Origin of the sequence: Streptomyces angustmyceticus, from assembly GCF_040701845.1 — a bacterium.
Taxonomy (GTDB): Bacteria; Actinomycetota; Actinomycetes; order Streptomycetales; family Streptomycetaceae; genus Streptomyces; species Streptomyces angustmyceticus_A.
Genome location: NZ_JBFBHQ010000017.1, coordinates 71,229 through 84,979 on the forward strand (window position 1 = coordinate 71,229; position 13,751 = coordinate 84,979).

Sequence of the window (13,751 nt, forward strand, 5' to 3'; positions counted from 1 at the left end):
TCCCGCGGTCGGCAATCGCTCCTCGGCCACCCTGGATAATCCTCGGGATGAACGATCTTGCCTCCGCCGCCGTTCCCGGCCGCCCGCCGTGCGACGTCCCCGCCGTACGCGCCGCGCTGCGCCGGGCCGCGCCCGCACTCGCGGCCTTTGCGGCGGTCCGGCTGCTGGGGCTCGTCGTCCTCGCGGTCTGGTCCACGGCCGACGGCAAGGACTGGCACAGGCTGCTGACCGCCCGCTGGGACGCGCTCTGGTACACCCGGGTCGCCGAGCAGGGCTACGGCTACACCGTGCAGCTGCCCACCGGCGAGGTGCACTCCAACCTGGCCTTCTTCCCGCTGCTGCCCTGGCTGGAGCGCGGCCTGTCCGCCCTCTCGCCGCTGTCGGCCGCCGACGCCGGGATGGTGGTGTCATGGCTGGCCTCACTGGCCGCGGCCTGGGCGCTGTACGCGACCGGCGGGCGGCTGCACGGACACCGGGCCGGGGTCGCCCTTGCGGCACTGTGGGCCGCGGTGCCGGTCGGGATCGTGCAGTCGATGGCGTACTCGGAGTCGCTGTTCACCGCGCTCGCCGCCTGGAGCCTGTACGCCGTGCTGACCGGGCGCTGGATGTGGGCGGGGGTCCTGGCCTCGCTGGCCGGGCTGACCCGGCCGGTGGGGGCGGCGGTGGTCGCGGCCGTGTGGATCACCGCGGCGGTGACGCTGTGGCGGCAGCGGGCCGGCGGCGTACGGGTGCGCGCGGCGCTGCGCGCCCGGCCGGGCCTGCTGCCCGGTGTGCTGCTCGCCCCGCTCGGCTGGTGCGGCTTCTTCCTGTGGGTGGGCGCGCGGGAGGGGTCGTTCACCGGCTACCTGGACGTCCAGGGCGGCTGGGGCAACGGCTTCGACGGGGGGCTCGCCTTCGGCGCCTTCGTCTGGCGGCAGTTGTCGGGGCCCGTGTTCGCGGCCGGGCTCGGGCTGCTCCTCGGCGTCGGGCTGGTGGTCTGGCTGTACCTGCGCGGCCTGCGGCAGGGCCAGCCGCTGCCGCTGGCGGTCTACTGCGGGGCCGTGCTGCTGCTCGCGCTGACCGCCAAGGGCTACTTCGGGTCCAAGCCGCGGCTGATGCTGCCGGCGTATCCGCTGCTGCTGCCGCTGGCCGCGGCGCTCGCGCGGTGGCGCCCGGTGCGGTCCTGGCTGGTCGTCGGCCTGGTGGCGGCGGGCTCGGCGGCGTACGGGGCGTTCTGGCTGAACGGGTCGGGCCCGCCGTGACATCCGGACACCCACCGTGACGGATCAACCCCTCTCCGTGATCCACCCCGGGAAACGTCGCGCGACCCCCGGGCGACGGCCGGATAAACTCTGCCGGAGAAAAGCAGATAAGGCGCTCAGGGTGACGACACGCGGATCCGGGGAGGCGTTTGAGAATCGCCGGGAATTCCCTTCCAAATCCTTGTGACGAAGCCCCGATTGAGACACATTCCACATCACATCGTCATTACAAAGCGCACAGTTTGACCAAGCACCTACATCACACGCGGTAACGTCGATTGAGTGCGTACCGATGACAAGCTCGACCAGATGGAGGAGCGCCCGACCGATCGCGCCCGACCGCCGCGCATGACCCGGACCCGCCTGTGGCTGTTCTGGGGCACGCTGGCGGTGTATCTCGCGATCGTGGCCGGGGTGCTCGTCACTTCATGGCTGGTCACGTTCGACTGGCAAGTCATGTTCTTCAGGCCGTACAAGCAATGGCCCGAGATCCATGCCTTCCTCGACTACTTCGTTGTACTGGGGCAGCGCGGACCGACCGCGGTGGCGGTGGCGGCCTGGCTGGGCTGGCGCTGCTGGCGCCAGCGCAACCTCCACCCGCTGCTGGTGCTCGGCGCCTCGCTGCTGCTGCTGAACATCACCGTGGGCGCCGCCAAGCTCGGCATGGGCCGGCTCGGCCCGCACTACGCGACCGTGGTCGGCGCCAACGAGATGGGCCTCGGCGGCGACATATTCCCCTCGGGCCACACCGCGAACGCCGTGGTGACCTGGGGTGTGCTGGCCTACCTGGCGACCACCTCGCTGCGCCGCCGGACGCTGTCGGTGATCGCCGCGCTGGGCGCGCTCGGCGTCGGCATGACCACCGTCTACCTCGGCACCCACTGGGTCAGCGACGTGCTGCTCGGCTGGGCGGCAGGGCTGCTGGTGCTGCTGGCGATGCCGTGGCTGGAGCCCGGGATCACCTGGTTCGAGGACCGCCTCATGGGCATCCTGCTGCGCCTCTGGCTGCGGCTGCGCCCCGACTCGCTGCGCGGCCCGCTGCCGGTCGGCTCGCTGGCCCCCGGCGTCTCCCGGCAGCGCATCGCCCCCGACGGCGAGGTGCTCGTCCGCGAGCCGATCTCCGCGGGCACCGGCGGCCGGTCCGCCGCCCACACCCCGGACGGCTGGCCGCACCACCCGGCGCGCCCGTACACCATCCGCTCGGAGCGCGCCCCGGCCGCTCCGGCCGGCAGCCGGCGTCCGCCGCACGCGGACCGGATGCCGCGCACCACTCCGCTGAGTCCGACGTCCGGGCGCGGCCGCAACGCGAGCGGCTGAGCCCACCGCGGGCAGCGGGGCCGGTACGCACACCCCACCCCGCAGCGAAGGCCCCGTCCGCTCCCTGGGGAGCGGACGGGGCCTTCGTCGTCGGTGCGGCGCTCAGCCCTGCCAGGTGCGGTGCACCGTGCCGTCCTCGACTTCGAAATTGAGCCGGCCGGCCAGGTACTCCATGGTGATGATCGCGCCCGGGGGCAGTGCGCGGACGGTCGTCCAGCCACGCCCCCTGGCCTGCTCCTCGGCGTCCTGCTGGGCGAGGCCGACATACGCGTCGATGTCGTCCTGGGGGTTGTCGGGAAGGTTCGGTACGTCCATGACAGCCACCGTAGGCGTCCGCGGCGGCCCGCGGAAGGCCGGCCCTCGCACACCCCGGTGACCGCCCGGTCCCCCATTGGTCACACTTGTGTCACAGCCGACACCGGGGCGTTTGCCGGAACTTTCGTCACCCTTACGCGCCGGGCGATCGCGCATCCGGGTGGAATTTTGCACAGCCGGAATTCCACCTTGATCGAATGCGAAACGGGAGCGGCCGCCCGGCACATCGCGACGGGCCGTCCGAAAACAATCCCCCGTAAACGCCGGATTCCCTTTACCCGACGCTCTTTATCGGCCGCCGGGAATTTGTCCAACGCGCCACACTCCGCACACATTTTCCGCACATCGCCCGGCTTGCCGGTCCCGCGACCGCTCCCGCCCGCCCGTCGGCCCGCCCATCGCCCCTCCCCCGGGCCCGCCCGATCCCACCGGAACGGACCGGAGCGCCACCTCGCGCTGCGCCGCCCGCGCGAGCATCATGTGCCGGGCCCCAGTACACCTTCGACGAACGAGGTGCAGCGGATGGTTACGGACACCGACCGGGCCACCCTCCGGCCTCCGGGGGCCCGGCGCCGCGGGGCGGTGCTGGTCGACTGGCTGACGACCACCGACCACAAGAAGATCGGGCACCTCTACCTGATCACCGCGTTCGGATTCTTCCTGGTGGGCGGGCTGCTGGCGCTGGTGATGCGCGCCGAACTGGCCCGGCCCGGGCTGCAGATCATCGACGCGGAGCAGTTCAACCAGGCGGTGACGATGCACGGCACGATCATGCTGCTGCTGTTCGCCACCCCCGCCTTCGCCGGTTTCGCGAACGAGATCATGCCGTTGCAGATCGGCTCGCCGGATGTGGCCTTCCCGCGGCTGAACATGTTCTCGTACTGGCTGTTCCTCTTCGGCGGGCTGATCGTGCTGGGCAGCTTCCTCACCCCCTTCGGCGGCCCGGCCTTCGGGTGGACGGCCTACGCCCCGCTGAACTCGATGGTCCGCTCCCCCGGCGTCGGCGCCGACATGTGGATCATGGGGCTGGCGCTGGCCGGCTTCGGCACCATCCTCGGTGCCGTCAACTTCATCACCACGATCCTCGTGCTCCGGGCGCCCGGGATGACGATGTTCCGGATGCCGGTGTTCACCTGGAACATCCTCTTCACCTCGATCCTGGTCCTGATGGCGTTCCCCGTCCTGGCGGCGGCGCTGCTGGTGCTGGAGGCGGACCGGCAGTTCGGGTCGGTGGTGTTCGAGGCGCAGTGGGGCGGTGCGCTGCTGTGGCAGCACATGTTCTGGTTCTTCGGCCATCCCGAGGTCTACATCATCGCGCTGCCGTTCTTCGGCATCATCACGGAGATCATCCCGGTCTTCTCCCGCAAGCCGATCTTCGGCTATGTGATGCTGATCGGCGCGACGATGGCCATCACGGCCCTGTCGGTGATGGTCTGGGCGCACCACATGTTCGTGACGGGGGCGGTGCTGCTGCCGTTCTTCTCCATCATGTCGTTCCTGATCGCGGCGCCGACCGGGGTGAAGTTCTTCAACTGGATCGGCACCATGTGGCACGGCTCGGTGTCCTTCGAGACGCCGATGCTGTGGTCGATCGGGTTCCTGGTGAGCTTTCTGTTCGGCGGGCTGACCGGCGTCATCCTCGCCTCACCGCCGCTGGACTTCCATGTCACCGACTCCTACTTCGTCGTCGGGCACTTCCACTACGTCGTCTTCGGGACGGTCGTCTTCGCCACGTACGCGGGCTTCTACTTCTGGTGGCCGAAATTCACCGGCAAGATGCTCGACGAGCGGCTGGGAAAGATCCACTTCTGGACACTGTTCGTCGGCTTCCACACCACCTTCCTCGTACAGCACTGGCTGGGCGTGGAAGGCATGCCGCGGCGCTACGCCGACTATCTGGCCGCCGACGGCTTCACGGCCCTGAACACCCTCTCCACCGTCGGCTCCTTCCTGCTCGGCCTGTCCACGCTGCCGTTCCTCTACAACGTCTGGAAGACCACCCGGCACGGCGTCAGAATCACCGGCGACGACCCCTGGGGTTTCGGCCGCTCCCTGGAGTGGGCGACCTCCTCACCGCCGCCCCGGCACAACTTCACCACCCTTCCGAGGATCCGTTCCGAGTCCCCCGCGTTCGATCTGCACCATCCGGAGGTGGGGAAGCAGCCGGTGGTGGCGCCGCCAGTGCCCGGGACAGCCGGTCCCTGATCTCCCGGATGCGGCCGAGCAGCTCCGGCGGTTCGCGGACCTCGAAGTCGAAGCCCGTCAGCACGATGTGGAGCACCATCACCTCCAGGCTGTGCGCCCCCGTCCGCAGCAGGCAGGTCCGCTCGTCGACGGCTTCGAGGGTCCCGGCGGCCGGGCCGATGCGCTCCGCGGCGCGCTCCAGCGGGGCGTGCAGCAGCACGGTGGCCTGCCGGGCGTAGACCCGGGTGGAGATGCCCCGGGCGACGTACTCGGCGAGGTCCGGGGCCGGGGGCGGGCGGGGCGTGAAGCGCGGCCCGTGCGGCGGGGTGGGGGTGAGGCGGTCGGCCCGGTAGGTGCGCCAGTCCGCGCGGTCGGTGTCCCAGGCGACGAGGTACCAGTGGCGCCGGGCGCAGACCAGGCGGTGCGGTTCCACGATGCGGCGGGAGACCGTGCCGTCGTGGGCGGTGTAGTCGAAGCGGAGCCGGTGGCAGTCCCGGCAGGCGTGCGCGAGCTCGGTGAGGACGTTCGGGTCCACCCGGGGGCCGCCGCTGCCGAGCAGCGGGACGGTGAAGGCGTTCAGCGCACCGACCTGGCGCCGCAGCCGGTGCGGCAGCACCTGTTCCAGCTTCGCCAGCGCGCGCACCGAGGACTCCTCGATGCCCTCGACCCCGCCCGCCGCCGCGGTGCGCAGCCCGACCGCGACCGCCACCGCCTCCTCGTCGTCCAGCAGCAGCGGCGGGAGTTCGGCGCCGGCGCCGAGCCGGTAGCCGCCGGCCGTGCCCGGCGCGGAGTGGACCGGATAGCCCAGCTCGCGCAGCCGGTCGATGTCCCGGCGCACCGTGCGCGGGGTGACGTCGAGCCGGCCGGCGAGCTCCGCGCCGGACCACTCGCGGTGGGCCTGCAGCAGCGAGAGCAGACGCAGCAGACGTGCCGAGGTCTCCAACATGGCCCGAGTCTCGCAGCCCTTGCGGACAGCTGCGGTCCTCGATGCGTCACGAGGACCGCAGGCGGGGTCCCGTCAGCTCTCGGCAGGCCCCGCGACCCGTACGGCCAGGTCGTTGTCGAGCGTGTAGTACGGACCGACCCGGAGCTCCTCCGCGCCGGCCCGCACCGGCAGCGCCGGGTAGCTGAAGACCTGCTTCTTGTCGGCGACATCGTCCAGGAGGCGGGCGAGGCGCACCGGCCGGGCGCCCTCGGCGGGGCGCAGCCACAGGTCCCAGGGCTCGCTGCCGTGCTCCCAGCGGGCGGCCAGCTCCTCGTAGGGCAGCGTGAAGGTGAACTCCGTGCCCTCGACGGTCAGCGGGACGGTGACGGTGGCCGGCGCGGCGCCGCAGGAGGCCGGGTCGCGGCGCACACGGGCCTCGGCGCGGGCACCGGCGCCCGGCGCGGCGCCGTAGAGCCGGCCGGAGACCGTCATGCCGTCGGGCGCGACGAGGATGTCGCCGGCCTCGGCGTGCGGACCGCGCCGCCAGCTGCGCAGCGCGAGGTTGCCGAACTTGGTCGCGTACGGGATGCGCACGCCGAGCCGGCCGATGCCCGCCAGCGGCCGGCGGTCCACCAGCGACCGCAGGTCGTTGAGGCCCGGCAGCAGGCGCCGCGGGTCCTGGCCGTCGCCGAGGTCGGCGTAGGCGTTCCAGCGGCCCTCGGCGAGGGGGACGGTGCTGGGCAGCACGGCGCGCAGGCACCCGGCGCCGTTCGGCCCGAGCGGCAGCCGTACCTCGTCGTCCGCGCCGTCGCCGCCGCGCAGCCGCAGCACCAGCGCCGCGCTCCAGGCGGCCGGGGTCTCCTGAGGGGCGTTCAGGTCGAAGGTGAGGCCGCCCGCGGAGTCCGCGATGCAGTCGGCCCTCAGCTCCACCGGCGCCCCCTCGGCCGGTTCCGCCGGCCGCTCGGGGCGGTTGGTTCCCGCGCTCGCCGGAACCCTGGGTTCCTGATCGATGGCAGAGGACTCCTTCATCTCGTCTCCGGTGACCGTCAGTTGGCTCGGCGCGGTCATACCGTCCGCACCCCTCTCAGTGCGGCGCGGGCCGCGTCCTTGGTGGCGTACGCGCCGCTGAGCAGGGCCCCCCGGGCGCGATGCAGGTTGCCGCGCAGCCGGTTGCCCCGCCCGCGGGCGAGCAGTTCGCCGAAGAGCTCCTCATAGCGCCCGGCGACCGCGGCCGGGTCGAAGCGGGCCGACGAGGCCAGCGCGGCCGCGCCCATCCGCTTGCGGGCGGCGTCGTCGTTGATCAGTTCGAGCAGCGAGCCGGCCAGTGCCTCCGGGTTGCCGACCGGCACCAGCCGGCCGTCCACCCCGTCGTCGATGATCTCGCCGGGGCCGTGCGGGCAGTTGGTGGCGACCACCGGCAGCCCGCAGCGCATGGCCTCGACGATCGTCATCCCGAAGGACTCCAGGCTGGAGGAGACCGCCGCGATCGAGCCCTTGGCCCACTCGGGCTCCAGGGGGTTGGCCGGGCCCATCAGGAAGACGTGGTTGTACAGGCCGAGTTCGTCGATCAGGGCGCGCAGCGCGGCCTTCTCCGCGCCGCCGCCGTAGATCCGCAGCCGCCAGTCGGGCCGTTCGGCGGCGACGTGGGCGAAGGCACGGATGAGGACGTCATAGCGCTTGACGCGGGCGAGCCGGCCGGCCGCGACGACCCACTTGCCACTGCCGTCGGCGGGCGCGAGGGCGGGTGCCGGCACGCTGTTGGGCACCGCCTCGACGCGCACTCCGGGCAGCCGCAGCGTCCTGCGGTAGGTGCGGGCATCGGCCTCGGTGACGGTGGTGACCGCGTCGAGGCGCGGATAGGCGCTGCGCAGCGCCAGTTTGAGCGCCCGGCTGTGGGTGTCGAGGGTGAGGTGCTCCTGGCCTATCCGGACCGGGCCGCGCCGCGCCTGCTTGGCGATGTGCACATTGAGTCCGGGCCGGGTGCCGACCACCACGTCCGTCTCCAGCCGGCGCAGGTGCTGGGCTATCCGGCGGTCGGTGAGCTCGCTGTACTGGCCGAACCGGTTCTCGGCGGCGGGAAATATCCTGGCGGGGCGGGCGTGCGCGGGGTCCGCGCCCTCGTAGCCGGGGCTGTTCTCCCTGAGGTCCACGAGATGCCGCAGTGCGACCCGCGGACCGAGGTCGAAGACCGGGTCGTCGCGGTGGCGCAGTACCGACACGATCTCGACGTCGTGCTGCTCGGCGAGCGTTCGCGCGAGGTTGAACGTCGTCCTGATCGTCCCCCCGATGCCGTAGGCATTGTGTATCAGGAATGAGATGTGCATCCGTCCCCGTGTCCCCTGGTCTTCCGGTCGTGGTCTCCCGTGGGCCGCGTCGCACCCCCCTCCCGTTGGCGCGACGCGGCCCCTTGCCGACCGGTAGGACCGCGAATCAGGGTTCCTGGTTGGGCCTTTCGCCAAGTTGTTCCGCAAAAGTTAGGTCATCGGTAGCCGGGCCGCGGAACCCGCGGGGCCCGAATCCCCTCCGCCTGCACCCCGTGACCAGGCCTTGCGCCGGGCCGGGCCGGGCCGGGGCACGGGAGTCCGGCCGTCCCGGCCCGGCCGGACTCCCGCCGTCCGCCCCTCAGTCGTCGCGCTCCGGCCGGGAGTGCGCCTTCGGCTTCTGCGGGAGCCGCAGCTTGATGCCGACCGGCAGCTTGCGGGGGTCCGGCCCGATGGTCGAGCGGTTGGCGCTGTACAGCGCCCGCCAGCCGCCCTTCACGTGGTACTTCTCGGCGATCTCGCCGAGCGTCTCCCCGCGCCGTACGACATGGGTCCGGGCGGGCGGGATCAGCCCGTAGCGCTGGGCGCACTCGGGCCAGGCGCCCCACCCCTGGGCGGCCTGCACCCTCTTTGCGATCTTGATCTGCTCGCCGCGGCTGGCGAGGTCGGCCCGCTCGGCGAAGTCCAGGCCGCCGAAGGCCTCCCAGGTGGGCTGCCAGAACTGCAGCCCGCCGTAGAAGGTGTTGCCGGTGTTGACGTGCCAGTCCCCGCTGCTCTCGCACTCGGCGAGGCAGCCCCAGGGCCACTGGTCCGCGGCACAGGCGTGCGTGCTCTTGCCGCCGGAGCCGTCGCCACCCGCCCCGTCGGCGACGGCGTCGCCGGGCAGGCACAGCACCAGGGCAGCGGCGGCCGCGGTGAGCAGCCCGACGGATCCCACGAAGCGCCGAGGCGCCGAAGAGTTGTCCGACATAGCCGGTGACGGTAAGCAGCCGCCGGGCGCTGACCAGCGCGCCACGCCCTCGGGCCCCCGCACCCACCCGGTCCGGTGTACGGAACACCGCCGACTGCAGCAGGTTCTGCGCAAGAGTTGGCGTTATGTGACCGCTTCCGGGGCGGCTTTCCATGGATTTCCGCTGTGCGGGGATTGGTTCGATTCCGTTCCCGCCCTCGCGTGACTCCTGCCGCAGGTCACCCGTTGTCCTTGTACGAGCCGGGAGACCACCCGGCAGACGCACAGAGATCTAGGAGCCACCCGTGCCGCGCATGCTCGACGTCAGCGACGACGTTCGCGCCGAGATCGGCGACGAAGAAGCCGACCGCCTGCTGGCCGGTGGCGACGCCCCCGGCAGCTACGACTGCACCTCCTGCCGGACCCCCGGAGACAGCGAGCAGGAGCGCACCAGCACCGTCCTGTTCGTGGGCGAGGAGACCGCGGTGCTCGCGTTCGCCCATGCCACCTGCATCCCCTCGCAGGTCGTCCCGGTGTCGGAGGAGCAGCTCCAGGGAGCCGTGCGCTCCATCACCGGAGAGGACGCCGCCGCCCCCCAGAACCCCGCCCCGGCCGTCCCGCTCCCCACCGCCCCGCGCCAGGCGACCCTCGGGATCACCTGCGGCCTGGTGCTGGTCGAGAACGACCTGCGCCCGGCCCTGGTGGTCGAGCCGGACGGCCCGATCGCCCGCCCCGGCTCGGTCGGGCCGGACGACGACTTCCTCCCGCTGCTCCTGGAGCAGGGCTTCCAGCCGGTGACGGACGTGAACCAGCTCCCGGCCCCGAACCCGGGCTGGTCCGCGCTGCTGGCCATGGGCAAGCTGCACGCCGTCCTGCAGCCGGGCAACGCCGGCCAGCAGGCCGCCTGGTGGCAGGCCCACCAGCCGCTGGCCGTCTCCGACGGCTGGCGCGCCGCCGCCAACAAGGCGCAGTCGGTGCTGATGTACGCGGCGCCCGCGGGCTCCATCGGCCACCAGCCCCGCGAGGACCTGATGCGGGAGGCGCTGGAGAACGCCGCGGCCAAGGGCACCCTGGTCGCCGCGGAGATGCCGCTGGCCGGCACCTGACGGCCCCCGGCACCCGATCGCGGGGGCAGGACCGCCGATCCGGACGGTCATGCCCTCGCGATCAGCCATTTCCGCACGAAAGCCGCATCCCGCGGCCATCGGGGTCGTTGGCACATACGTGCACGCATACGACCCCTCCGCCCGCGCCCCGTACAGCCCCCCGATCCCCGGCATGCGCCCGTCCTACGAACACCGGACGGCGCACCCCACGGACCATGGTGCGGCCACGCCGATCTATGACGCGCTGTACGCCGAGTACCGCCGCGCCTTCCGGGCCCTGCCCGGGGACCGTACGGACGAGCCGGAGCTCCCGGAGTCGCTGCGGGGCAACGGGAGTTGGAGCCGTACGGCGGGGCCGGCGGGCCACTGGGAGGTCGTGAGCCGCCCGTCGTACCACCCGCGGGGCCATGCCCCGGCGGCGCTGCCGCCGGGGCAGCGGGACGCCCGGCCGCACGGACGCTGATCCGCCCGCGCGGCCCGGGGCCGCCGCTACTTCTTCCTGCTGCGCTTCTCGCGCACCCGCACCGAGATGTGGATCGGCGTCCCGTCGAAGCCGAACTCCTCGCGCAGCCGACGCTCGACGAAGCGGCGGTAGCCGGCCTCCAGGAAGCCGGAGGCGAACAGGACGAAGCGCGGCGGCTTGGTGCCCGCCTGGGTGCCGAAGAGGATGCGGGGCTGCTTGCCGCCGCGGATCGGGTGCGGGTGGGAGGCGACGATCTCACCGAGGAAGGCGTTCAGCCGCCCGGTGGGGACCCGGGTCTCCCAGCCGGCCAGGGCGGTCTCGATCGCCGGGACCAGCTTCTCCATGTGGCGGCCGGTGCGCGCGGAGACGTTCACCCGCATCGCCCAGGGGATCTGCACGAGGTCCCGCTCGATCTCCCGCTCCAGGTAGAAGCGACGCTCCTCGTCGAGGGTGTCCCACTTGTTGTAGGCGATGACCAGGGCGCGGCCGGCCTCCACGGCCATCGTCACGATGCGCTGGTCCTGGACGCTGATGGACTCGGACGCGTCGATCAGGACGACCGCGACCTCGGCCTTCTCGACGGCCGCAGCGGTGCGCAGCGAGGCGTAGTAGTCGGCGCCCTCCTGGAGGTGCACCCGGCGGCGGATGCCGGCGGTGTCCACGAACTTCCAGGTCTTGCCGCCCAGTTCGATCATCTCGTCGACCGGGTCGCGGGTGGTGCCGGCGATCTCGTTGACGACCACCCGCTCCTCGCCGGCGACCTTGTTCAGCAGCGACGACTTGCCGACGTTCGGGCGGCCGATCAGCGCGATGCGGCGGGGGCCGCCGAGGGCGGTGCCGAAGGTCTGCGCGGGGGCCTCGGGCAGCGCCTCCAGCGCGGCGTCGAGCATGTCGCCGGTGCCCCGGCCGTGCAGCGCGGAGACCGGGTAGGGCTCGCCCAGGCCCAGGGACCACAGCATGGCGGCGTCGGCCTCGCCCGACGGGCCGTCGACCTTGTTGGCGACCAGGACGACGGGCTTGCCGGCCCGGCGCAGCAGCTTGACGACGGCCTCGTCGGTGTCGGTGGCGCCGACCTTGGCGTCGACGACGAAGACCACCGCGTCGGCGGCCTCGATGGCGAACTCGGCCTGCATCGCCACGGATGCGTCGATGCCGAGGACGTCCTGCTCCCAGCCGCCGGTGTCGACGACCTTGAAGCGGCGGCCGTTCCAGTCGGCCTCGTAGGTGACGCGGTCGCGGGTGACGCCCGGCCGGTCCTCGACGACCGCTTCCCGGCGGCCGATGATGCGGTTCACCAGGGTCGACTTGCCGACATTGGGGCGGCCGATGACGGCGAGGACGGGCAGCGGGCCGTGGCCGGCCGCGGCGATGTCGCCCCCGACCTCCTCGAGATCGAAGCCCTCCTCGGCGGCGAGCTCCATGAACTCCGCGTACTCGGCGTCGCCAAGCGCACCGTGCTCGTCGCCGGTAGGGATCTGGTCGTTCATGAAGTCCGTTCCTCGTTCATCATCGTGATCGGTGGGCCGCTCGTCCGCGGCCCACTACTCAAGTGTGGTTCAGCGCCCGGTCAGGCGCCTGGCCTCTGCCAGGTGGGCGGTCAGCCGCTCCTGGATCCGTACGGTCGCCTCGTCGAGCGCCTTACGGGTGCGCCGTCCGCTTCCGCCCGCCCGTCGCCCACCACCGCCCTCGGCCGAGCTTCGCGCCCCTTCCTGGGCCTCGAAGGCGTCGCCGAAGACGACGTCGACGCGGGACCGCAGCGGCGGCACGGCCGACGACAGCCGGCTTTGCCGGTCCTTGCCGCCGAGCACCGCCACCGGCACCACCGGGGCGCCGGAGCGCACCGCGAAGTACGCCAGACCCGCCCGCAGGGAGGCGAAGTCGCCCTCGCCGCGGGTGCCTTCCGGGAAGATCCCCAGCACGCCGCCCCGGGCCAGCACCCCGAGGGCGTCGGTGATCGCCTTGCGGTCGGTGGTGTCGCGGTCCACCTTCAGCTGCCCGATGCCCCGCAGGAACGGGTCCAGCGGGCCGACGAAGGCTTCCTTCTTGATCAGGAAGTGCACCGGCCGCGGCGCGGTGCCCATCAGCATCGGGCCGTCGATGCCGTGCGAGTGGTTGACGGCGAGGATCACCGGCCCGGCCGACGGCACCCGCCAGGCGCCCAGCACCCGCGGGCGCCACAGCCCGTACATCAGGCCGATGCCGATCCGCCGGCCGACCGCGGCGCCCGCCTCGCTCGGGGCCCCGCCGCTGTCGGTCACCGGGCGACCCGCCCTGCCTTCTCGGCGCCGGCGCCCTCGATGAGGGTGACCACGCACTCGATGACCTGCTCCAGCGTGAGCTCGGTGGTGTCGACCTCGACGGCGTCGTCCGCCTTGGCCAGCGGGGAGGTCTTGCGGCCGGAGTCGGCGGCGTCCCGCTTGATCAGCGCCTCGCGGGTGGCGGCCAGGTCACTGGCCTCCTTGCCCTTGAGCTCGCCGCTGCGGCGGGCCGCCCGCGCCTCAGGGGAGGCGGTCAGGAAGACCTTGAGGTCGGCGTCGGGCAGGACGGTGATGCCGATGTCCCGGCCCTCGACGACGATGCCGTTGGGCGCTTCGGCGGCGATGCTGCGCTGCAGATCGGTGATCAGGGTCCGGACCTCGGGAACGGCGCTGACCGCGCTGACCGCGGAGGTGACCTCCTGGGTGCGGATCGGGCCCGCGGCGTCCAGGCCGTCGACCGTGATGGTCGGGGCGGCCGGGTCGGTGCCGGAGACGATCACGGGCTTGGCGGAGGCGTCGGCCACCGCGGTCGCGTCGTTGACGTCGATGCCGTTCGACAGCATCCACCACGTGATCGCGCGGTACTGGGCGCCGGTGTCGAGGTAGCCGAGGCCCAGCTTGGCGGCCACGGCCTTGGACGTGCTGGACTTGCCCGTGCCTGCGGGGCCGTCGATGGCGACAATCACTGCTGCCGGGGCGGTCCGGGCGGCGGTTTCCACGGTGACGAACACC

At 72.5% G+C, this 13,751-nt stretch carries 13 protein-coding genes; 5 read left to right on the forward strand and 8 right to left on the reverse strand.

The features are described 5' to 3' along the window. The first annotated feature begins 47 nt into the window (after positions 1-47). Positions 48-1,241 (forward strand): glycosyltransferase family 39 protein, encoded by a 1,194-nt coding sequence (locus AB0411_RS27275; protein WP_366419921.1) that lies wholly within the window; start codon positions 48-50, stop codon positions 1,239-1,241. A 282-nt stretch (positions 1,242-1,523) separates the two neighbouring features. Continuing rightward, the gene (locus tag AB0411_RS27280) at positions 1,524-2,558 is read left to right on the forward strand and encodes a phosphatase PAP2 family protein (RefSeq protein ID WP_366419922.1); all 1,035 of its coding nucleotides are present in this window, start codon (positions 1,524-1,526) and stop codon (positions 2,556-2,558) included. Between the two features lie 102 nt (positions 2,559-2,660). Here the strand turns inward: AB0411_RS27280 and AB0411_RS27285 are convergent, their stop codons facing one another. Further along, on the reverse strand, positions 2,661-2,873 hold the full coding sequence (locus AB0411_RS27285) for an I78 family peptidase inhibitor (RefSeq protein WP_366419923.1): 213 nt from the start codon (positions 2,871-2,873) through the stop codon (positions 2,661-2,663). A gap of 522 nt (positions 2,874-3,395) precedes the next feature. Here AB0411_RS27285 and ctaD point away from each other — a divergent pair. After that, the gene (gene ctaD, locus AB0411_RS27290; RefSeq protein ID WP_366419924.1) at positions 3,396-5,078 is read left to right on the forward strand and encodes an aa3-type cytochrome oxidase subunit I; all 1,683 of its coding nucleotides are present in this window, start codon (positions 3,396-3,398) and stop codon (positions 5,076-5,078) included. Here the strand turns inward: ctaD and AB0411_RS27295 are convergent. From AB0411_RS27295 to AB0411_RS27310, 4 genes are all read right to left on the reverse strand, one after another. Continuing rightward, a complete protein-coding gene (locus AB0411_RS27295) occupies positions 4,966-6,003 on the reverse strand; it encodes a helix-turn-helix transcriptional regulator (protein WP_366419925.1) in 1,038 nt (345 codons plus the stop codon). The genes ctaD and AB0411_RS27295 overlap by 113 nt on opposite strands. Before the next feature lie 72 nt (positions 6,004-6,075). Further along, entirely contained in the window at positions 6,076-7,050 is a 975-nt protein-coding gene (locus AB0411_RS27300) for a hypothetical protein (RefSeq protein ID WP_366419926.1), read from the reverse strand. Next, positions 7,047-8,306 (reverse strand): glycosyltransferase family 4 protein, encoded by a 1,260-nt coding sequence (locus tag AB0411_RS27305; RefSeq protein WP_366419927.1) that lies wholly within the window; start codon positions 8,304-8,306, stop codon positions 7,047-7,049. Before AB0411_RS27305 ends, AB0411_RS27300 begins: the two co-directional genes overlap by 4 nt. A 298-nt stretch (positions 8,307-8,604) precedes the next feature. Further along, entirely contained in the window at positions 8,605-9,213 is a 609-nt protein-coding gene (locus tag AB0411_RS27310; protein ID WP_366419928.1) for a transglycosylase family protein, read from the reverse strand. 284 nt (positions 9,214-9,497) lie between these two features. On the opposite strand from AB0411_RS27310, the gene AB0411_RS27315 reads away from it, so the two are divergent. Together AB0411_RS27315 and AB0411_RS27320 are read left to right on the forward strand one after the other, a co-directional pair. After that, on the forward strand, positions 9,498-10,298 hold the full coding sequence (locus AB0411_RS27315) for a hypothetical protein (protein WP_366419929.1): 801 nt from the start codon (positions 9,498-9,500) through the stop codon (positions 10,296-10,298). A 118-nt stretch (positions 10,299-10,416) separates the two neighbouring features. After that, entirely contained in the window at positions 10,417-10,761 is a 345-nt protein-coding gene (locus tag AB0411_RS27320; protein ID WP_366419930.1) for a hypothetical protein, read from the forward strand. A gap of 26 nt (positions 10,762-10,787) precedes the next feature. Here the strand turns inward: AB0411_RS27320 and der are convergent, their stop codons facing one another. The 3 genes from der to cmk all read right to left on the reverse strand — a co-directional run bounded on the left by der (position 10,788) and on the right by cmk (position 13,750). Further along, the gene (der, locus tag AB0411_RS27325) at positions 10,788-12,248 is read right to left on the reverse strand and encodes a ribosome biogenesis GTPase Der (RefSeq protein WP_366419931.1); all 1,461 of its coding nucleotides are present in this window, start codon (positions 12,246-12,248) and stop codon (positions 10,788-10,790) included. A 69-nt stretch (positions 12,249-12,317) separates the two neighbouring features. Further along, positions 12,318-13,019 carry a lysophospholipid acyltransferase family protein gene (locus tag AB0411_RS27330; RefSeq protein WP_366419932.1) on the reverse strand — a complete coding sequence of 234 codons (702 nt, stop codon included), beginning with the start codon at positions 13,017-13,019 and terminating at the stop codon, positions 12,318-12,320. Beyond that, positions 13,016-13,750 (reverse strand): (d)CMP kinase, encoded by a 735-nt coding sequence (cmk, locus tag AB0411_RS27335; RefSeq protein WP_366419933.1) that lies wholly within the window; start codon positions 13,748-13,750, stop codon positions 13,016-13,018. Before cmk ends, AB0411_RS27330 begins: the two co-directional genes overlap by 4 nt. Position 13,751: the final 1 nt, after the last annotated feature.